The sequence below is a fragment of the Halonotius pteroides genome (assembly GCF_003605635.1).
GTDB classification, from domain to species: Archaea; Halobacteriota; Halobacteria; order Halobacteriales; family Haloferacaceae; genus Halonotius; species Halonotius pteroides.
In genome coordinates this window covers 1-17,677 of sequence record NZ_QMDW01000009.1, presented here as the reverse complement: position 1 = coordinate 17,677, position 17,677 = coordinate 1, and the positions used below count along the sequence as shown (strand labels likewise).

The 17,677-nt window shown below is 60.6% G+C and carries 24 protein-coding genes; 15 read left to right on the top strand and 9 right to left on the bottom strand.

The window, feature by feature from the left end:
* Positions 1–103 precede the first annotated feature (103 nt).
* The 5 genes from DP106_RS07790 (at position 104) to DP106_RS07770 (ending at position 4,993) form a co-directional block, all read left to right on the top strand.
* Positions 104–925: a class I fructose-bisphosphate aldolase gene (locus DP106_RS07790; RefSeq protein WP_120084635.1), complete on the top strand. Its 822-nt coding sequence runs from the start codon at positions 104–106 to the stop codon at positions 923–925.
* Positions 925–1,791, top strand: coding sequence for a class 1 fructose-bisphosphatase (locus DP106_RS07785; protein WP_120084514.1), 867 nt, complete (start codon positions 925–927; stop codon positions 1,789–1,791). The genes DP106_RS07790 and DP106_RS07785 overlap by 1 nt, the downstream gene beginning before the upstream one ends.
* A gap of 93 nt (positions 1,792–1,884) precedes the next feature.
* A complete protein-coding gene (locus tag DP106_RS07780) occupies positions 1,885–3,081 on the top strand; it encodes a mechanosensitive ion channel family protein (protein WP_120084512.1) in 1,197 nt (398 codons plus the stop codon).
* Between the two features lie 114 nt (positions 3,082–3,195).
* Entirely contained in the window at positions 3,196–4,122 is a 927-nt protein-coding gene (locus DP106_RS07775) for a cation diffusion facilitator family transporter (protein ID WP_120084511.1), read from the top strand.
* 73 nt (positions 4,123–4,195) lie between these two features.
* Complete coding sequence (locus DP106_RS07770) at positions 4,196–4,993, top strand: DUF2797 domain-containing protein (RefSeq protein WP_120084509.1); 798 nt, start codon at positions 4,196–4,198, stop codon at positions 4,991–4,993.
* Between the two features lie 18 nt (positions 4,994–5,011).
* Here DP106_RS07770 and DP106_RS07765 read toward each other — a convergent pair whose 3' ends face one another.
* The gene (locus DP106_RS07765) at positions 5,012–5,533 is read right to left on the bottom strand and encodes an archaemetzincin family Zn-dependent metalloprotease (RefSeq protein WP_120084508.1); all 522 of its coding nucleotides are present in this window, start codon (positions 5,531–5,533) and stop codon (positions 5,012–5,014) included.
* A gap of 162 nt (positions 5,534–5,695) precedes the next feature.
* Between DP106_RS07765 and DP106_RS07760 the strand changes: the two genes are divergently transcribed.
* Together DP106_RS07760 and npdG are read left to right on the top strand one after the other, a co-directional pair.
* Positions 5,696–6,568 (top strand): TIGR01548 family HAD-type hydrolase, encoded by an 873-nt coding sequence (locus DP106_RS07760; protein ID WP_120084507.1) that lies wholly within the window; start codon positions 5,696–5,698, stop codon positions 6,566–6,568.
* A gap of 59 nt (positions 6,569–6,627) precedes the next feature.
* Positions 6,628–7,296 carry an NADPH-dependent F420 reductase gene (npdG, locus tag DP106_RS07755; RefSeq protein WP_120084505.1) on the top strand — a complete coding sequence of 223 codons (669 nt, stop codon included), beginning with the start codon at positions 6,628–6,630 and terminating at the stop codon, positions 7,294–7,296.
* A gap of 24 nt (positions 7,297–7,320) precedes the next feature.
* Here the strand turns inward: npdG and DP106_RS07750 are convergent, their stop codons facing one another.
* Positions 7,321–7,533 carry a hypothetical protein gene (locus DP106_RS07750; protein WP_133305115.1) on the bottom strand — a complete coding sequence of 71 codons (213 nt, stop codon included), beginning with the start codon at positions 7,531–7,533 and terminating at the stop codon, positions 7,321–7,323.
* Between the two features lie 65 nt (positions 7,534–7,598).
* Between DP106_RS07750 and DP106_RS07745 the strand changes: the two genes are divergently transcribed.
* Together DP106_RS07745 and DP106_RS07740 are read left to right on the top strand one after the other, a co-directional pair.
* Positions 7,599–8,402: an inositol monophosphatase family protein gene (locus DP106_RS07745; protein ID WP_120084503.1), complete on the top strand. Its 804-nt coding sequence runs from the start codon at positions 7,599–7,601 to the stop codon at positions 8,400–8,402.
* Positions 8,403–8,481: 79 nt separating this feature from the next.
* Positions 8,482–9,633, top strand: coding sequence for a DUF63 family protein (locus DP106_RS07740; RefSeq protein WP_120084501.1), 1,152 nt, complete (start codon positions 8,482–8,484; stop codon positions 9,631–9,633).
* An 8-nt stretch (positions 9,634–9,641) separates the two neighbouring features.
* Here DP106_RS07740 and DP106_RS07735 read toward each other — a convergent pair whose 3' ends face one another.
* From DP106_RS07735 to DP106_RS16390, 4 genes are all read right to left on the bottom strand, one after another.
* Positions 9,642–10,409, bottom strand: coding sequence for an ABC transporter ATP-binding protein (locus DP106_RS07735; RefSeq protein ID WP_205738904.1), 768 nt, complete (start codon positions 10,407–10,409; stop codon positions 9,642–9,644).
* Complete coding sequence (locus tag DP106_RS07730) at positions 10,400–11,206, bottom strand: ABC transporter permease (protein WP_120084500.1); 807 nt, start codon at positions 11,204–11,206, stop codon at positions 10,400–10,402. Before DP106_RS07730 ends, DP106_RS07735 begins: the two co-directional genes overlap by 10 nt.
* A complete protein-coding gene (locus DP106_RS07725; protein WP_120084499.1) occupies positions 11,206–12,213 on the bottom strand; it encodes an ABC transporter substrate-binding protein in 1,008 nt (335 codons plus the stop codon). Before DP106_RS07725 ends, DP106_RS07730 begins: the two co-directional genes overlap by 1 nt.
* Positions 12,214–12,389: 176 nt before the next feature.
* Positions 12,390–12,524, bottom strand: a complete 135-nt coding sequence (locus DP106_RS16390; protein WP_276310069.1) for a hypothetical protein — start codon at positions 12,522–12,524, stop codon at positions 12,390–12,392.
* A 332-nt stretch (positions 12,525–12,856) separates the two neighbouring features.
* Here DP106_RS16390 and DP106_RS07720 point away from each other — a divergent pair, with 332 nt between their 5' ends.
* Complete coding sequence (locus DP106_RS07720; RefSeq protein WP_021038327.1) at positions 12,857–13,417, top strand: TATA-box-binding protein; 561 nt, start codon at positions 12,857–12,859, stop codon at positions 13,415–13,417.
* On the opposite strand, the gene DP106_RS07715 is transcribed toward DP106_RS07720, so the two are convergent.
* Together DP106_RS07715 and DP106_RS07710 are read right to left on the bottom strand one after the other, a co-directional pair.
* Complete coding sequence (locus tag DP106_RS07715; protein ID WP_120084498.1) at positions 13,418–13,714, bottom strand: PadR family transcriptional regulator; 297 nt, start codon at positions 13,712–13,714, stop codon at positions 13,418–13,420.
* Complete coding sequence (locus DP106_RS07710) at positions 13,711–14,049, bottom strand: ArsR/SmtB family transcription factor (RefSeq protein WP_120084497.1); 339 nt, start codon at positions 14,047–14,049, stop codon at positions 13,711–13,713. The genes DP106_RS07715 and DP106_RS07710 overlap by 4 nt, the downstream gene beginning before the upstream one ends.
* Before the next feature lie 265 nt (positions 14,050–14,314).
* Between DP106_RS07710 and DP106_RS07705 the strand changes: the two genes are divergently transcribed.
* The 3 genes from DP106_RS07705 to DP106_RS07695 all read left to right on the top strand — a co-directional run bounded on the left by DP106_RS07705 (position 14,315) and on the right by DP106_RS07695 (position 15,565).
* On the top strand, positions 14,315–14,698 hold the full coding sequence (locus DP106_RS07705) for a winged helix-turn-helix domain-containing protein (RefSeq protein ID WP_120084495.1): 384 nt from the start codon (positions 14,315–14,317) through the stop codon (positions 14,696–14,698).
* Positions 14,698–14,970, top strand: coding sequence for a DUF7521 family protein (locus DP106_RS07700; protein ID WP_120084494.1), 273 nt, complete (start codon positions 14,698–14,700; stop codon positions 14,968–14,970). The genes DP106_RS07705 and DP106_RS07700 overlap by 1 nt, the downstream gene beginning before the upstream one ends.
* Positions 14,971–15,040: 70 nt before the next feature.
* A complete protein-coding gene (locus DP106_RS07695) occupies positions 15,041–15,565 on the top strand; it encodes a CinA family protein (RefSeq protein ID WP_120084633.1) in 525 nt (174 codons plus the stop codon).
* Positions 15,566–15,571: 6 nt separating this feature from the next.
* On the opposite strand, the gene DP106_RS07690 is transcribed toward DP106_RS07695, so the two are convergent.
* Complete coding sequence (locus tag DP106_RS07690) at positions 15,572–16,762, bottom strand: redox-regulated ATPase YchF (RefSeq protein WP_120084493.1); 1,191 nt, start codon at positions 16,760–16,762, stop codon at positions 15,572–15,574.
* Positions 16,763–16,881: 119 nt separating this feature from the next.
* Here DP106_RS07690 and DP106_RS07685 point away from each other — a divergent pair, with 119 nt between their 5' ends.
* Positions 16,882–17,229: a hypothetical protein gene (locus DP106_RS07685; protein ID WP_120084492.1), complete on the top strand. Its 348-nt coding sequence runs from the start codon at positions 16,882–16,884 to the stop codon at positions 17,227–17,229.
* A gap of 40 nt (positions 17,230–17,269) precedes the next feature.
* Entirely contained in the window at positions 17,270–17,452 is a 183-nt protein-coding gene (locus DP106_RS07680; protein WP_120084491.1) for an HVO_2922 family protein, read from the top strand.
* The last annotated feature ends 225 nt before the right edge of the window (positions 17,453–17,677 follow it).

The window sequence follows — 17,677 nt, the reverse complement described above, 5'->3', positions numbered from 1 at the left end:
CGGGATATCGGCGGCGAGATCGGAAACAGATACATAATCGTATCTCTCAGGCCACAAACATGTGCCATAGCACTTTTAGTATAGTTCACCGATCCATGAAATGATGATCCCAGGTGCTGATTCCGCGATCACGCGCAACGAAAAGTCCCTGATTGTGGCCTACGACCACGGCCTAGAGCACGGGCCAGTTGACTTTGAACCGAACCCCGCAACGGCCGACCCGGATCGGGTGTTCGAGATCGGCACCCACGATGCGGTGACAGCGGTCGCCGTCCAGAAAGGGATCGCCGAGGGCTATTATCCCTCCTACGAGGACGACGTAACCCTGCTGGCTAAGCTCAACGGCACCTCAAATCTCTGGATGGGCGAGCCAAACTCGGCGGTCAACTGGACGGTCGAAAACGCCGTCGAGGTCGGCGCGGAGGCCATCGGGTTTACCGTCTACGGCGGCTCCAACCACGAGATCGAAATGGTCGAGGAGTTCCGTGATGCCCAAGAAGCCGCCCGCGACCACGGTCTCGGCGTCGTCATGTGGTCATACCCACGCGGCCAGGGGCTGAAAAACGCGACCACCCCCTCGACGATCGCCTACTCAACACGGCTGGGGCTTGAACTCGGCGCGGATATCACGAAGGTAAAGTATCCCGGCTCGCCGGCGGCGATGTCGCATGCGGTCACCCAGGCCGCCGGTTCGAAGGTGGTTATGAGCGGCGGTTCGAAAACCGACGATCAGGACTTCCTGACGACGGTTCGCAACGCGATGGACGCCGGTGCCAACGGGTTGGCTGTCGGTCGCAACGTCTTCCAGCGCGATAACCCCGAACAGATTCTTGATGGCCTCGAAGCGGTCATCTTCGAAGACGCTAGCGTGACCGAAGCACTCGACGTGATGGGCGTCGAACCAACCAACCCTGAGGCACGCTAATGAGTCGCGATCAGGACGTGATCCTCGACGATATCTTCGAGACGCTCGCGGAACTTGCCCCTGAGATTCGCGCCTCACTACCGGGGCGGCGCGTCAAAAGCGACGACACAAACCCCAGCGGCGAAACACGGTTAGAGGCAGACGCCTACGCCGACGAACTAATCGAAGAGGCACTCGGCGGCATCGACGGCGTTGGTACCTACGCCAGCGAGGAGCAAGCCGAGCCGATCGACGTGGGCAGCGGCGATATCTCGATCGCCTGTGACCCGCTTGATGGCTCCTCAAACATCAAGCCAAACAGCCCGATGGGAACGATCATCGCGGTCTATGCAGGCGATCTTCCAGCCAGCGGCGACGAGCTCCTGGCTTCGGGCTTCATCCTCTTCGGGCCGATCTTGACGATGGATATCGCCCGCGACGGCAGCGTCACCGAAGCCATCGTCGAGGACGGCGAGATCGACGTGATCAACGATGCTGTGACGATCCCAGACGAGCCGACCGTCTACAGTATGGGCGGCCGCGTCCCCGACTGGACGGAGGGCTTTGCGGCGTTTATCGACGACGTTGAACAGGAGTACAAGCTCCGCTACGGCGGAGCGATGGTCGCTGACGTAAATCAGGTGTTGACCTACGGTGGGAGCTTCTCGTATCCCGCGCTGAAATCCGCTGCAAACGGAAAACTCAGACTACAGTTTGAGGGGATTCCGATGGCCTACATCGTGGAGTGTGCCGGCGGTGTCTCCTCTGACGGAACCCAGTCGATTCTTGCGGTTGAGCCCGAACGGTTCCACCAGCGCGTGCCCGTCCATCTCGGCAACGAGGAGCTGATCGACACCGTCGAAGCGAAACTCGCCGCCCACGACTGAGGCGGCCTCACGACGAACGCGGTATCGCCGTCGTAGCCAACCAGCGTCTGTCGACACCAGCATCGTTTTTATCGTTTAGTGTCAGAGACTTGTATGACGGTGTCCGGCATCACCACGCGAGTTGAGTCGCTGTTGGTTGATGGCGTCTCGACGGAACTGCGGATCGCGGCGAGCCTTGGCATCGCGCTGCTTGCGGTGGTGATCGCCGGACTGCTTGTCCCACGGGTGGCGACCCGAACCAGACGGTTTGTGACGGGGTGGGCCAAGGGTCGGTTTGGCGACTCCGCCAGCGAGACCTTCGAACGCGTCGATGCGGTCGCACCGGTCGGTGTCCTGATTACGATCCTTGTTCGACTCGTCCAATTGGCTGTCCTCTCGGCGGCAACGTTCGTATTGCTCGTTGTTTGGGGGCAGATATCGACGGCACTCCAGTTAGTCGGACTTGGACAACTCGCGTTGCCGGCGATCGGGCAGTTCGTCACGACGGGACTTGTCCTCCTCACAGCGGTTGTTGCCAACGACTTCATCCGCGATGCCGTCACGGAGTATACAGCCAACACGAAACGCGTCACAGCCCACCAAGAGCAGATTCTCACGCGGGTGTTGCAGGTCGCGTTGATTCTCGGTGCTGTGGTAGCGATCTTCAGTATCTGGGGGCTTGATATCACCAGTCTGCTGGCCGGGGCCGGGATTCTTGGCGTGGTCATCGGGTTTGCGGCCCGCCAGACCCTTGGGTCGCTGCTTGCTGGTTTCGTGCTCATGTTCTCTCGGCCCTTCGAGATCGGCGACTGGGTTGCCATCGGCGACAAGGAGGGGATCGTCACCAAGATCACGATCATGAACACGATCATGCGAAACTTCGACGGCGAACATGTCGTCATCCCGAACGACAACGTTGCCAACCAAGCGATCACAAACCGGAGCCGTGACGGCAAACTCCGCATCCACGTTGAGGTCGGCATCGACTACGAGGATGATCCCGAACGCGCAAAGGAGATCGCCCGCGAGGCCGTCGAGGCGGTGACGATGGTCGAAAGCAACCCGGAGCCACAGGTCTTCCCTGTCGCCTTCGGCGGGTCAGCGGTGACGCTGGATATCCGGTTTTGGATCGCCCCGCCGACACCACAGCGTCGGTGGCGGGCGACAGCCGGCGTTGTCGAGGGCGTCAAATCACGGTTTGCCACCGAGTCGATCTCGATCCCCTTCCCACAGCGCACGGTCAGCAATCGTGATACCACCGAGACAGAGACGGTGACACAGCCGGCGACAAGCGGGAATATCAACGACTGACTCCGGAAAGATTTGATCGGTTACTCTGCGGCATTCGGTCGGTAGACCGGTCAAAACTCGAAGTTAGACCGGGGAAACCCGAACTCTCAAGTTACCTCTGCCACACTTTTTCATATGAACCCCGGGGATGCCAAACGCCGGTTTCGACACGCCTCGTGGGTCAACGTTGCAGCTAACGCCGCCAAGATTATCGCCGAGGGGGGTGTCGGCATCGTGTTCGGCTCAGTCGCCCTCGTCGCCGACGCGGCCCACTCGGTGGCCGATCTCGTCGCCAGCGTCGTTGTCCTCGTCTGGGGCAGCAGCTCCTACGAGTCAGCCGATGTCAACCATCCACATGGCCACACCCGTATCGAGCCGTTGACCGCGCTGTTCGTCGGAGCGGTGATTGTCGCGCTTGGCGGCTATCTACTCTCTGAATCCGCTCGCGGCCTGCTCGCCGGCTCCGACATTGAGTTCAGCTACTACCTGCTCGGCGCGCTCGGATTTGCCATGGCCGACATGTATCTCGCCTACTGGTATACCCAGCGGGCCAACGTCGGGGTAGATTCAACCGCGCTGGCCGCCTTAGCGAAAGACTGTCTCAACGATATTTACACGACTGTCGCAGCGATCATCGGCGTTGTCGGCGTTCGACTGGGGTTTCCGGTGCTCGATCCGATCGCCGGCGCACTCGTCAGCTTGCTAGTCATCTATCAGGGCGTCGAGATCGGCCGAGAGAACCTCGATTATCTTGTCGGCGCGGCCCCCACAGCCGGCAAACGCGAGGAGATCGAGTCGATCATCACAAACCACGCCGCGATCAAAGGCTACCACGATCTGACGGTGTTCTACGATGGCACCGTCCTGGAGGTCGAAGCCCACGTCGAGGTCGACGGTGAGCTGACCATCGCGGAGGCCCACGACATCGAAACCGATCTCGTCACCCGGCTGACCGGGATGGGCGAGGTTGGCGACGCCCACATTCACCTTGATCCGGCCGGACTTGGCGAGTGGAAAAACGGCGGCGATGAACCATCGCAGCCGGTGACCGACACGTCATAGCTCGACGGCGACAACAAGAGACGAGCGGCCCGATAAGGGACAGCAATTTACTACCGGCTAGCGAATCACTGTTGTGCAGGTCGTTGGCTACGATGCCGCCGATGGTGGGCTCATAGTGAGCCCTAACAGCGGCAGTACTGCGCCTACCAACGCTGCCGATACCGCCACCACGGTCAGCGAAGAGATCACCTATCAGCCGCTCGATCCTGGCACCGAACTTGACTACAGCCTCGGTGATCGGCACTGTGCGGGCACGATCCACGATGACAGCCATATCGCCTGCGAGAATCCTACCGCGCCGTACTGCCCGGATCACAACCAGACGTGGGTCTGTGCCCGCTGTACCGGTACCTGTCTGAAGGACAAGATGGATTGTCACGACGACCATGCGATCTATCTCGCGGCGTTTGCGCCGGCGACGTTCAAAGTCGGCGTCACGAAAGAATGGCGACTCGACACCCGCCTCCGCGAGCAGGGAGCCGACCGGGGAGCCCACATCGCAACCGTTGAAAACGGCCGGATCGCCCGCGAGCGCGAAGCCGAGATCGCCACCGAGATTCCGGATCGGGTTCGGGTGCCGACCAAACAGGCTGGGCTCGGGCAAGCGGTTGACACCGACGCGTGGGAGACACTGCTGGCTGAATTTGCCCCGATTGAGCGATTCAATTTCGAGTATGGACTCGCCCTCGATAGTCAGCCGGTCGCCGAAACGGTCGCCGCCGGCACCGTGCAGGGCACAAAAGGGCGACTCCTGATCGTCGACCGCGACGGATCGACGTACGCCACCGATATGCGGGAGCTGGTCGGCTATGAGTTGATTGAAGGCCGCAGCAGCCGGGAGCTACAGTCGAGTCTTGGGTCGTTTGAGTAGGATCGGAAATAGGTGACGTTACCGCAGAATCCGACTACAGGAGCCACAGAGGTTCTCCTCTTTCACGTCAACCTCGCGGACGGTCGGCGAGAAGCTCATCACACACTTCGAGTTATCACAGTGCTCCAGCCCAAGGGTGTGGCCGATCTCGTGGACAACCTCCTTTCGGACGCGATCCGCAAACACCTCGTCTTCCGGCTTGCTTGTGATCCCCCCATCAGAGGATGTCCGGAGGCGGTGTGTTGAGATCACCGAGCCGTTGCCGTTGAGATACGCAAGCCCAAAGACGTAGTTTCGGCGACGATAATAGAGATCGTTGGAGGTAATGCCGATGTTTGTATCACCGGTGCCGACACGGCTGACGAGTTCGATGAAGTCTTCGGCCCGGTATTGGTTCCGAGATTGGTCGAACGCGCCGTCGGGGATCGACTGGCTGTCGTGGACGGTCACGTCACAGTCGTAGACCGATCGCAGGACAGCCGACGACTCGCGCTTGACGTGGGCAGGAACATCCCCGATCGGCACGATGTCGGCATGCATGAAACTCTATACGACAAGCCGGTTCTTAAATTTCACGCCCCAACCACCTCGGCGTCGTGCGATTGTCTGACGCCGATCGATGGCTCCGTGGCGACGCCCGACCCGTGATTTGACGCGGGTGTCTCGGTACGCTTTTTATATCGGCCGGCGATCATCAGAACAATGCGTGAGCTTGCTGTCGTGTTGGATATCGACGGCGTCTTGATCGATGTCGCCGACTCCTACCGCCGGGCCGTCATCGAATCGGTGCGCCGTGTGTACGACGAAACGCTTGATCGCACGGCGATTCAACCGCTCAAAGACGCCGGCGGCTTCAACAACGACTGGCTGGTCACCGATGCGATCGCACTCTACGTCCTCGCTCGACGGCAGGGCTTCGAGCAGGATGTCCCGACGTTTGCCGACCGCATCGCCGACGCCGGCGGCGGCCTCGAAGCGACGAAGACGGTGCTCAAATCCGAGTTGACGACGGACGAGTATGAGAGTGTGACTGACGCGTGGGAGCCGGGTCGACTCCGCACCGTGTTTCAGGCACTGTATCTGGGGAGCGATCTCTTTGCGGAACTGGAAGGCGAGAAACCACCGTTCGACGCGGACGGATATATCCACGACGAGCCCGTCCTTGTCGACAGCGACACGTTGACCACGCTGACCGACCGCTACGCTGTCGGTGTCGTCACCGGTCGACCGGCCGCAGAGGCGACGATTGCCCTCGACCGTGTTGGCCTCTCGGTCGCCGACGAGCACCGTTTTACCATGGATAACTGGGAACAGGGCAAACCCCATCCCTACGCCCTATTGACACTCGCCGAACGGTTCGACGCCGACCGAGTCGTCTTCGCCGGGGATACGCTTGATGACGTACGAACCGCGAACAACGCCGCCGAAGCCGACCGCCGCGAGTATCAGGGGGTCGGCGTGCGTACCGGCGGGCTAACCGGCGAGGAGGGCCGAGCGGCCTTTGAGGATGCTGGCGCGGCCGCGGTGCTCGATTCGGTCAACGACATTCCGGCGTATCTGCGGAATCTGGACTAGCTACCGGGCCAGCCCGCCGGTCGCGTAACCCTTACCCCTAAACAGCCCTCACAGAAACCATGCGAATCGCACTACTCGGCGGCACCGGTGAGATCGGCGAAGGGTTGGCACTCCGATGGGGCCACGACACCGACCACGATATCGTGATCGGCTCCCGCGACCCTGAGAAGGCACGCGAGGCGGCCAACGACTACGAGACTGAACTCGCCGACCGCGGGGTCGACGCGAAGGTTACGGGGTTCGAAAATACGATGGCAGCCGACCGTGCTGATATGGTTGTTGTCGCTGTTCCGCCGTATCATGTCGCTGATACCATCGAAGCTGTCGCCGGCTCACTGGCCGAAGGGGATATCATCATTTCTCCGGCAACGGGCATGCAGCGCGACGAGGACGGATTTCACTACCATCCACCCGACGCCGGCAGCGTGACCGCCATCGCAGCCGCCGCAGCTCCCGACGAGGTGCCGGTCGTTGGCGCGTTCCACAATCTCGCTGCTGGGCGATTAGCGGATCTTGATTCCGACCTGGGGATTGACACACTCGTCGTTGCCGATGATGGCGACGCGAAGGCGACCGTGAGCGGGCTCGCCGAGGATATCGAGGGGCTTCGCGCGCTCGATGCGGGTGGACTCGCCAACGCCGCCGAGATCGAATCACTAACGCCGCTGTTGATCAACGTTGCCATGAACAACGACGGGTTGCATGATCTTGGCGTCCGCTTCGACTGAGCTGGTGAGCACCGATTCGGCTGCTTAACGCTCGCGCTCCTCGGCATCGCATGCCTCTCGCTCCGAGTCAGGCAGTTTGATCGCTCGAAGTGAGGTGGCTTCCGGGTCGTCGATTGTGGTTTGTGCGTCGCTGTCGGCTGAATCAGCTGTTGCAGATTTGGCCTCGGTGTCGATATTGTTGGCGAGCCATCGGCGCAGCTTTCTGAATACCCGCATCGATACGTGATACAGTGACACAGGCCGACCGACAAAAGACGGTCGGAACCGACGGATATAGACCACCATCAGCCGAGAGCTAGCCCGTGAACGCAGACGCCACAAGCCGACCAGGAGTCACAAGGCGTGCCGCAACCGCCGGGGCGGAACTGGCCATTGAGTCGTTCAGAACTGATATCGCCACCGAGACCAAGTCAAGCGATATCGACGTGGTGACGCAGGCCGACCGCGACGCCCAAGCCCGGGTGATCGAGGTCATCGAATCCGAGTTCCCAAACGAACCGATTGTCGGTGAGGAAGATGACGCGCTGAAGACGGTGCCGGATTCAGGGCCGGCCTGGATCGTCGATCCGATCGACGGCACCACCAACTTCGTCAACGACAACCGCGTGTGGGGCACTGCCGTTGCCGCCGTCGAGGACGGCGAACCGGTCGGCGCGGCGGTCGTACTACCTGCACTCGGCGACAGCTACACCGCCGACCGAGAGGCGGCGTATCTAAACGGGGCCGCGATCAGCGTCAGTAAAACGAGCGAGCCGGAGCTGGCAACTGTCTCGCCGCTGATGTTGTGGGACGCTGACAACCGCACACAGTACGCGGCAGCGACACGCGAACTCGTGACGCGATATGCTGATCTTCGGCGGTTCGGCTCCGCGCAGGCAACCCTTTCGCTGATCGCCGCGGGGTCGCTGGACGGCGGGTTCACAAACCTTGTCTCGTATCCCTGGGACAGCGTTGCCGGCGTCCATCTCATCCGGCAGGCCGGCGGCACGGTCACCGATCGCCACGGCGACCGGTGGCGACACGACTCCGAGGGGTTGGTTGTCTCAAACGGTGGGCTACACGACTCACTGTTGGCCGCAACCCGCGGTATCGACAACACGGTGTAGGGCGTCGCGGTTGGTCGGGTGTGTTGTCCAGCCACCAGAGACCGGAACCCTCAATTTGGTCTCGGCCGGACACGCTCGTATGGCCGGGTTCCCCGCACGGTTCGATGCTGACCCTGAACAGCTGTGGCTCGGTGCTGTCGGCACACTGACCGCCGTTCTCGTTGTCGGCGCGGTGGTCGCCCGCGAGTTGGTTTACGACCGCTTCATCTGGCAGTATTTCTGGGGGCCGGTCGCCGCCGACGGCAACGGCGCGCAGTGTGCGGTGATCCGCGACGGCGACGTGTCGTATCTCTTCTCAGGTGCCGAATGTGGTTCCGCCGAGCGGGCTGGCGAGATCGTCGCGTATCCGGGCTACACACTCGTCTCGGAGGGTGGGTATGTGCTTGTCCTGTTGCTCGCGCTCGTCGGCGTCTACCTGCTGCTCCGCCGGCTTGCGATCGGTGACAGCCGATCGCTGTTCTACGCGCTGTTCCCGTTCATGCTGTTTGGCGGCGCGCTCCGCACAATCGAAGACGCGGGGATCGCCGCTCTCGCCGCGGGAAGTGAGCCGCTGATCGCCTTTCCGGTGAGCGCGCTCATCATCAGCCCGTTCATCTACGTGACGGTGTTTGCGATAACACTGGGGGCTGTCGGCGTCGGCGTCGCCCTTGAGAACCGCGGCGTCGTCGACGCCTACGAGTACCCGGTCGCGGCAGTTGGGGTGCTGCTGGTTGCTTCAAGTGTCGGCTATCTCACCTATCTTGCGGTGACAACGACGTATGTCAGTCTACGACCCCAGGTGCTTGCGGTGGTGGCGATCGGTGCGACTATCTCGGCGGCGGCGACGTGGCTGCTCATCGAGCGGGTCGCGCCGGCGATCAACGCCGGCACCGGCCTCATGGGCGTGGTGTTGTTGTGGGGCCATTCGGTTGACGGCGTCGCCAACGTCGTCGGCCTCGACTGGATGCCGGCGCTCGGTGCGGGGGCGAATCTCGTCCCGAAACACCCGGTAAACGCGGCTGTCGTCGATATTACCGGGGCGGTGTTGCCGCCGTCTGTGCTGGCGGTCACCGGCGACACGTGGCCGTTTCTGATAGTTAAATTGGCGGCAGCAACGTTCGTCATCTGGGTGTTTGAGCCTGACCTGCTCGAGGAGTCGCCGCGGTACTCGATCCTGCTGTTGATCGCGGTGTTGGCGGTCGGGCTCGGTCCTGGAACGCGAGACGTGTTGCGGGCGACGTTTGGGATCTAATCGCCAGCTTAGTTCTCGATGAGCGACCGTACCCGCTCAGCAGAGGTGCCAAACGCCGCATCCGTGCGCGATCGCGGGCGATCGATATCAATGGGGACGATCTCACGAAGCTGCCCCGGATCACGCCCCATCACGACAACGCGATCAGCAAGCGTGACCGCCTCCTCGACATCGTGTGTGACAAACAGGATCGTCTTCCCGGTTTCCTGCCAGATGTCGAGGAGTTCATCCTGCAAGCGCTCTCTGGTTTGGGCATCAACCGCACCAAACGGCTCGTCCATAAGAAGCAGGGCTGGATCGATCGCCAACGCTCGCGCCAGCGCGACGCGCTGTTTCATCCCGCCGGAAAGCGATTTCGGGTAGCTATCCTCGAAGCCTGCAAGGCCAACAAGATCGATCAGCTGTTGGACGCGTTGGTCACGATCGGTGCCGTCGAGGCCGACAGCCTTCTCTAACCCAAAGGCGATGTTTCCCCGGACAGTTCGCCACGGGAAGAGGTGGTACTCCTGAAAGACAATGCCCATGTTTGGGGTCGGCTCGGTGACCACCGAGTCATTGAGCGTGACCTGCCCGCGGGTCGCCGGTTCGAGGCCGGCCAGAATGCGAAACAGCGTTGTTTTTCCGCACCCGGAGGGGCCGACAATGCACACGAATTCACCCGGGTCGACACCAAAGGTGACATCGGCTAACGCGCGGACGGATCCCTGTTCGCTCGCATACCGTTTGCTGACGCCGCTGACCTGCACCGACGAACCGCCGCTCTCTGTCATCGCCATACTAACACCCGTTTTTGAACGGCACGGTAGGCCATATCGACAAGGAGGAACATTATGCTCAACACGAGGATGTAGGTGATGACAACATCAACCTGCAGATTGTTTGAGGCCCGCAGGATTCGCCGCCCGATTCCGGGGACGCCGAAGATCTCGGCGGCGACGACGAGCATCCAACACCGGCCGATCCCCGTTCGGATCCCGGTCATGATCTCCGGGGACGCCGCCGGAATCACGACCGTTTTGATGAGTGCGAGATCGCCGTCGACACCGAGACTCCGAGCCACATCAAGGAGGTCATCGGAGACGCCCTCGACGCCACCGTAGCTGGCATAGAAGTTGATCCAAAACGCGCCGACAGCGATAATAAAGGCAGCCCCGGCGTGGTTGATCCCGAACCAGGCGATCGCAAACCCGATCAACGCCAGCGGCGGCACCGGCCGGAGTGTCCGAACAACCGGTGAGGAGATATCATCAAGCAGTGAGCTCCAGCCGAGTGCAACCCCGGCGGCAACGCCGAGCGTGGTGCCGATAATCGTTCCGGGGATCCAGTGTTGGATGCTCTGGCCGAGAGCGACAAACACCTCACCGCTGGCGAATTCGGCGACCGCCGCCTCGGCAACAACCGCTGGCGATGGCAACACGTAGGCTGGTTGGAATAGCGCTGCAAGCCACCACAGACCGAGGAATCCCGCGAGGCCGACGGTTCCCAAGCCGGCCCGGCGGCGGTCGATACCGACCACTGGGAGTTCGCCGTCGTTCGTTGTCGGCGCGGGCTCCTGTTGAACGTCGGTAGCCATTACAGGGTCTCGTAGATGCTGTAGTCGAAGATCTGATCGCGTGTGAGCTGTTCGTCTGTTTGGCCGTTGTCGGCGGCAAACTCGGCGAAGATTTCGGTGCCAGCCTCGATCTCGCGGGGATCGGTGACGAAGTTTGCCAACGGCCCATCAAGCGCCTGTTGGGCCTGTTCGGCCGGCATCCCGATACCGGATTCTACGATCTCGGCTGTCGCCGATGGGTTTTCGTTGATAAACGTCGTCGCCCGAACGTGTTGGTTGAGAAACTGTGTGGCAACAGGTGACTCCCGAACCGAATCGGTCATCAGCGTCACCGCGGCCGGCTGGCCGGGCATGATCTCCGCCGAGGTGCGGAACGTCTCATAGGAGAGCCCCTCCTCAGCGACCCGGGAGGGAACCGGCTCCATGATCGACGCGCCATCGATCTCGCCGTTGGCGATCGCCTGAAACACGGCGTTGGCTCCGCTGATCCCTGTGATCGTCACGTCGGTTTCCGGATCAACACCCTCCTGTTGGAGCCAGTAGCGGAGCAACACATCCGGCACTGAACCCTGCGGGAAGGTGCCGAACGTGAACTGCTCGCCGTTCTCGTCGGCCCAGATGTCGAAAGCATCGCTGCCGTGTTCGTCCCACAGTGGTGCGAACTCGTCGTGTGTCAGGATCGCCATCGGCTCTTTGATGTTGGCGGCTGTCACCTGCGCGCCGATGCCGCGGTCGATGGTGATCATCGCCGGAACAACCCCAAACATCGCGATGTCGACCTCGCCGCCGCCCATGGCCTGGACGATATCGGGGCCATTGCCGAACTCTTGGTTGTCGATTGTGGCATCGATCTCCGCGAGATAGTCCTCTGACTCCATAACATAGTACTGGAGATCCGGGAAAATCGGCATATGTGCGACTGTTACGCTATCATCGCCGCCGCCAAGGCAGCCAGCAACACCAAGGGTAGCTGCTGATCCAACGCCGGCAACATACGCTCGTCGAGAGAAGCGCGTCTGCTCTACCATTATTTCATGTTGTAGTGGTAGTCGTAAATCCCGGCCGATGGCGGTAAGCGTCAGGGGTATCGCTGAGCGGTCATAAACCCGAGTACACACCGCTATTGCCACAGTTACCCGCTTTTACCCAATCATCCCACACAGTGACCGTCGTATATACACGCAATATTTGTTTCCTTTGTCCATCATCCAGCGAACACCACGCGGGTCGTGTTTGCAACCATCCTCCCGAAGACACCGTCAAGCCGTCCGTTGGTGACGGTCGTGAGCCCCGTGTGGACAGCACTGTCAGATCTGCTGGTCAGGAACTGTCGAGTCATGCTTGTCGACAACACCGTTGAACCCACTCGCCAGCGATACGGCGGTGAGCGTTCGCATCCTCGTTTTTGAATGCGGTTCGCCCAACGTCAGTGGGTGTGTGCTTGATCGTTGCTGCCGCATCGTTGGTGGGGGTCACCGATCGGGTATAAGCCGCTATCTTCGCTGCCACGTCGGTGTAGCCACTGTGGAGTTGATGTCGACGAAGCCGTTAGATCGCTGGGATACGCTGCGTTGCTGGCGCACAGACGATAGTGACGGCCGCTTTTATCAGGCGTTTATGTACCACTTTTATATTGGTTCGTGTCCTACCCATCGAACGTACTACTGACATATGGTCGATCCGACAGAAACTATCGAAATTCAAAACGTCGTTGCCTCGACAGGGATCGGTCAGGAACTCGATCTCGAAGCACTTGCGACCGACATCCCGGGGGCAGATTTCAACCCTGACAACTTCCCCGGGTTGGTGTATCGCACGCAGGAGCCGAAAGCCGCCGCGTTGATCTTCCGGTCGGGGAAGATCGTCTGTACCGGCGCGGCCAGCACCGATGAGGTTCACGGCGCGCTTGATATCGTCTTCGAGAAGCTTCGTGGCCTCGGCATCCCGGTCGGTGATGATCCGGAGATAACGGTACAAAACATCGTCTCCAGTGCGGATCTCGGCGACAGCCTCAATCTCAACGCTCTCGCTATCGGCTTAGGACTTGAGGATGTCGAGTACGAACCCGAGCAGTTCCCCGGACTAGTCTACCGGATGGATGACCCCGAGGTCGTCATCCTGCTGTTCGGCAGCGGGAAGATCGTGATCACCGGCGGCAAGAAGCCCGAAGACGCGACCGCCGGCGTCGAAAACATGACCGAGCGGATCGCCGAACTTGGGTTGTCGGGCTGATTACGGTGACGGCGGTGTCGTCGTTTCGGTGCACTGCTCGGCCTCCCATCTCCGTCGGTCGGCGATCGCCGCAGCGACGCGGTCTGTCGGCAGGTAGAGATTCGTCCGGTCGTCCTTCCGTTGTTTGGTGAGATACCCCTGTTCGACGAGGGAGTTAAGATTCGGATACAGCTGCCCCGGGTTGATTGGCGTCTCGCGGTAGGCTTCAAGCTCGGCTTTGATCCCGAGGCCGTAGGGCTCGTCCATCCCGTCGACGACAAACAGTAGATCGCGTTGGAACGCGCTCAACTTTTTCATCGGGACTCAGTGGTGAGCAGCAACGCCGTGTCGACGGCGCGGTAGCATTTCATCTCACACCCCTTTTCTGAGTAGACGTTGTCACAGACACGGACAAGCTCAGCGTCGACAAGCTTTCGGAGGTGGTAGCTCGCATTCTGTACCGAGGTGTCGACGCGGTCGGCGATCTCGGAGGCTGTCAGTGGCTCGTCGCGGACACTCAGGAGGATCTCACGGGCGGTTTCGGAATGAATCGCTGCCAGCACGTCGCCGAAGGCGTCATCATCGAACTCGACGACACGGGTCTCGTCGGTTTGGGCTGGGGTTGGCTCAGGGCGTGTCGAGAGGGTGTGCATCAGCTGGCACCTCCTCGGCGAACGCGGTCAATACAGTCGGGGTGGTGGAGCGGATGATCCATAGAGGATGCTAGTGGAACCAACTGGGTGGGAGTACATAAATCGCCCACGCGGGTTTCAGGGACAGAAACGCGGCCGCGAACTCCGTGGTTTGGCGGGCACACACCAACGAGCCGTCTGGTGATCAGCGTCTCCAACCGTGGGGATCATACTACCGGTCGTCGAACGAGTACGTTTATCCACGCTTCGTCACAACAGCCACATAATGGTGCGTGACCCGTCACAACGGGACGATGCTCCTACCACCGAGGAGGTTCTCAACGCACTCGGCGACGAACCTACCAGAGCGATTATCACCGAACTCTCAGAACCAATGACGGCAAACGAACTCTCGGATGCGTGTGATATTCCCCTGTCGACGATGTACCGCAAGCTCGATCACCTGACCGACGCTAACCTGTTGATAGAATCGACGGAGATCCGTCGCAGTGGCCAGCATGCGACGTTGTATGCCCGTGGCTTTGATCAGATTACCGTGTCTGTCGACGACGATGAACAGCTGGTTGTCACCGCTGAGCGACCGGCCGACGAGCAGACCGCCGATCGCCGGCTCGAAGAGCTCTGGACGCAGATGCGGGAGGAGACATAATGCACCTCGAAACAGTTATCATCGGCGTCATGGCTTCGATTCTCGTGTTGGGAAGTGCGATCACCTACTTTGCGTTTAAGGCCTACCGGCGAACGGGCGATCCATCTCTCCGTGGGCTGATGATCGGCTTCGGGTTTGTCACCCTTGGCGCGCTGTTCGGCGGGATCGCCCACCAACTGCTTGAGGTTGGCCTCGATGTTGGGGTCGTTATCAATGCTGTGCTGACGGCGATCGGCTTTTCGATTATCACCTACTCACTGTTTATCGAATAACCGAACCGCGCCCACAGTAGAATCAGTGGCCGATCCGATGATTCAAACTGCCGGATCGACGACACCCGATATGGGTACCCCCACCGACGCCGAACCCATCGAAGCAACGCTCGGTGACCGCCTCACCGCTCGCAAAGAGACGGTGGCAGTTGCTGAATCGCTCACCGGCGGGTTGCTCTGTTCGCAACTCACCGATATCCCCGGTGCAAGTGCGTATGTTGATCGCGGCGTCGTCACCTACTCAAACCGGTCAAAACAGACCGCACTCGGTGTCTCTCGGGAATCACTCGATACCCACGGCGCGGTCAGCGAGCCCGTTGCCGCCGAGATGGCCCAAGGGATGCGAGATACCGCCGAAACAACGTGGGCGATCTCGACGACCGGGATTGCCGGCCCAACCGGCGGAACGGATGAGAAACCGGTCGGTCTCGTCTACATCGGCGTTGCCTACGCCGCTCTATGGGGCACCGAGGAGTCGTTTGTGCGTGTGACTCGCCATGTTTTCGATGGTGACCGCACAGCGGTGAAATCGATGACTGCGACTAAGGCACTCACCGCACTATCGAAGGCGATCGATGATGTCGCCGAGGCGTAGGCCAGCTTAGTTGGTCGACACAATCTCGACTACGTCGCGGTGGGCGAGGCCGTGATCCGCACCAACCTGTCGCTCAGTTCGGCAGTCGATACCGTGGAGGAGTCCGTCGCCGATATCCGAGTGCAGGAAGTACGCGAAGTCCTCGGTCGTCGCCTCCGCAGGGAGAATGAAACAATCCCGGAAGACACCGTCTTTGTCGTCGCTTCCGTTTGCGCTTCCCGGAAAGACGGCGATACAGCCCAACACATCGAACAGCGCGGTTTCGATCGCCTGCTGGACGCCGGTACCGCCGTAGTCAACGATGAACTCCCGGATCTGTTTGAGGCCGGCTCTCTGGTCGGTTGAGGGGTCGCCGACGATATCGAAGTCGTCGTCGCCCGGTGTGTAGTCGACAACACCGTTGTCGGCGGCCGTTTTCAGGGCTCCTTCGGCGTGGGCACTTGTTGGCACAAACGTGAGGTGGTCGTAGCCGGGATCGTCGGTGATTTCGTCCCAGTTGGCTTGGGCCTCGGGGGTGTCCATCTTGTTGGCCGCGATCAACATTGGTTTGGTTCGCTTTCTGATCTCGCGGGCGAGGGCCTCGCGGTCGGCGGCGTCCCACGTGTCGGTGTTGAGTTCGAGGCCAAGCGAGAGGATGATCTGTTTGATCTCATCCTTGTTGGTTTTAAACGCGCTCATCTGCTCGGCGAGGTCGACCTCGATCTTTGCATCCGCGCCCTCATATGTCGTTTCGTGGCTCTCAATGCCTTTTTCGAGGATATCAAGATACCACATGTCGAGTTCGGTTTCGAGGAAATCGATATCCTCGCGTGGGTCGTGGCCCTCGGTGGGTTCACCCTCGCTGTCGGTCGTCCCCGAGAAGTCGACAATATGAATCAGGACATCGGTCTCGTTGAGATCGGTCAGAAACTGATTGCCGAGCCCGTTGCCCTCGTGGGCGCCAGGGATCAGCCCGGCGACATCGACGAGTTTTGTTGGCACAAAGCGGGTGCCGTCCCGACAAACGCCGACGTTTGGGCTGCAGCTCTCGTCGAACTCTGGGGCCGCACAGTCGACGCGGACGTAGGCCTCGCCGACGCTGGGGTCGATCGTCGTAAACGGGTAGGCCCCTTCCGGCACATCATTCATCGTCGCCGCATTGAAGAAACTGGATTTGCCGACCGATGGCTTGCCAACCAAGCCGATGCGATAACTCATTGTCCGTGGTGGTCGACCGACGGGCAAAAACCGTTCTACCCGTCGGCGCGTCGCCGGCTGGTAGCGTATGACAGGGCCAACCCACAGCGGTTTTGCTGTCGCTTGGCGAACGGAGACCCATGGATGATGCTGGACGTGACGACACGGCGGGACAACCTGACGCTGACACGGCTGCCGCTGACGACGGCGATCGGTTTGTCGTCGGCGTACAGGTCACCGATGACCAACTCAGGTTCGTTGTCCACGTGCCAAGTGAGATCGATTCAGGCTGGCGTGATCCAGAGGCGTTTCAACAGCTGGTCGCAGATGTGACGTGGGAACACCTTGATCAAGAGGCTACGCTGCAAACGATCGCCGCCACCGGCGAGCCCGGCGAGACGGTCACGCTTGGGTATGTGACGCTACAACCGGACGGAACCGTTGTTGACGCCGAGTTGACAGCACCGAGGTCAGACGAACAGTCCTGACCACCGGTAGAGTCATATGTGTGTGATCTAGTACCACACCGTGACAGCAACATTTGAACTCTTCGTCGACAGCGCGGATCAGTGGCAATGGCGACTTGCCCACACAAACGGCAACATCATCGCCGACAGCGGTGAGGGCTATGCTAGCCGCCAGAAGTGCACGCAAGGACTCAAAAGTGTCAAACAAAACGCCGCCAACGCCGACGTTGCTAACGCCGAATAAGTCGACAGCGATACCGCCGTTTGCAGCGTCTCCTACTCACGTTATTCGACGTACGCCGGTATCGCGGCCAAAATGGTGCGGCAGCGACAGCTTTTGGGTTCAATACTACTCGTTCTACCCAGTCATGATCGCGAGGGCTACCGCTACCCGGTCGAAATGTGTCGACAAGTCATGGGAGTGACTCGCCATGGTGAATGAACCTATGAATGGGTGGCGGCGAACCAC

Bases quoted from the DNA above. Each gene is read 5' to 3' on its own strand.
- DP106_RS07790 (WP_120084635.1), top strand. From the start codon at position 104: ATGATCCCAGGTGCTGATTCCGCGATCACGCGCAACGAAAAGTCCCTG.
- DP106_RS07785 (WP_120084514.1), top strand. From the start codon at position 925: ATGAGTCGCGATCAGGACGTGATCCTCGACGATATCTTCGAGACGCTC.
- DP106_RS07780 (WP_120084512.1), top strand. From the start codon at position 1,885: ATGACGGTGTCCGGCATCACCACGCGAGTTGAGTCGCTGTTGGTTGAT.
- DP106_RS07775 (WP_120084511.1), top strand. From the start codon at position 3,196: ATGAACCCCGGGGATGCCAAACGCCGGTTTCGACACGCCTCGTGGGTC.
- DP106_RS07765 (WP_120084508.1), bottom strand. From the start codon at position 5,533: ATGCATGCCGACATCGTGCCGATCGGGGATGTTCCTGCCCACGTCAAG.
- DP106_RS07760 (WP_120084507.1), top strand. From the start codon at position 5,696: ATGCGTGAGCTTGCTGTCGTGTTGGATATCGACGGCGTCTTGATCGAT.
- npdG (WP_120084505.1), top strand. From the start codon at position 6,628: ATGCGAATCGCACTACTCGGCGGCACCGGTGAGATCGGCGAAGGGTTG.
- DP106_RS07740 (WP_120084501.1), top strand. From the start codon at position 8,482: ATGGCCGGGTTCCCCGCACGGTTCGATGCTGACCCTGAACAGCTGTGG.
- DP106_RS07735 (WP_205738904.1), bottom strand. From the start codon at position 10,409: ATGGCGATGACAGAGAGCGGCGGTTCGTCGGTGCAGGTCAGCGGCGTC.
- DP106_RS07730 (WP_120084500.1), bottom strand. From the start codon at position 11,206: ATGGCTACCGACGTTCAACAGGAGCCCGCGCCGACAACGAACGACGGC.
- DP106_RS07725 (WP_120084499.1), bottom strand. From the start codon at position 12,213: ATGGTAGAGCAGACGCGCTTCTCTCGACGAGCGTATGTTGCCGGCGTT.
- DP106_RS16390 (WP_276310069.1), bottom strand. From the start codon at position 12,524: ATGACTCGACAGTTCCTGACCAGCAGATCTGACAGTGCTGTCCACACG.
- DP106_RS07720 (WP_021038327.1), top strand. From the start codon at position 12,857: ATGGTCGATCCGACAGAAACTATCGAAATTCAAAACGTCGTTGCCTCG.
- DP106_RS07715 (WP_120084498.1), bottom strand. From the start codon at position 13,714: ATGAAAAAGTTGAGCGCGTTCCAACGCGATCTACTGTTTGTCGTCGAC.
- DP106_RS07710 (WP_120084497.1), bottom strand. From the start codon at position 14,049: ATGCACACCCTCTCGACACGCCCTGAGCCAACCCCAGCCCAAACCGAC.
- DP106_RS07705 (WP_120084495.1), top strand. From the start codon at position 14,315: ATGGTGCGTGACCCGTCACAACGGGACGATGCTCCTACCACCGAGGAG.
- DP106_RS07700 (WP_120084494.1), top strand. From the start codon at position 14,698: ATGCACCTCGAAACAGTTATCATCGGCGTCATGGCTTCGATTCTCGTG.
- DP106_RS07695 (WP_120084633.1), top strand. From the start codon at position 15,041: ATGGGTACCCCCACCGACGCCGAACCCATCGAAGCAACGCTCGGTGAC.
- DP106_RS07690 (WP_120084493.1), bottom strand. From the start codon at position 16,762: ATGAGTTATCGCATCGGCTTGGTTGGCAAGCCATCGGTCGGCAAATCC.
- DP106_RS07685 (WP_120084492.1), top strand. From the start codon at position 16,882: ATGGATGATGCTGGACGTGACGACACGGCGGGACAACCTGACGCTGAC.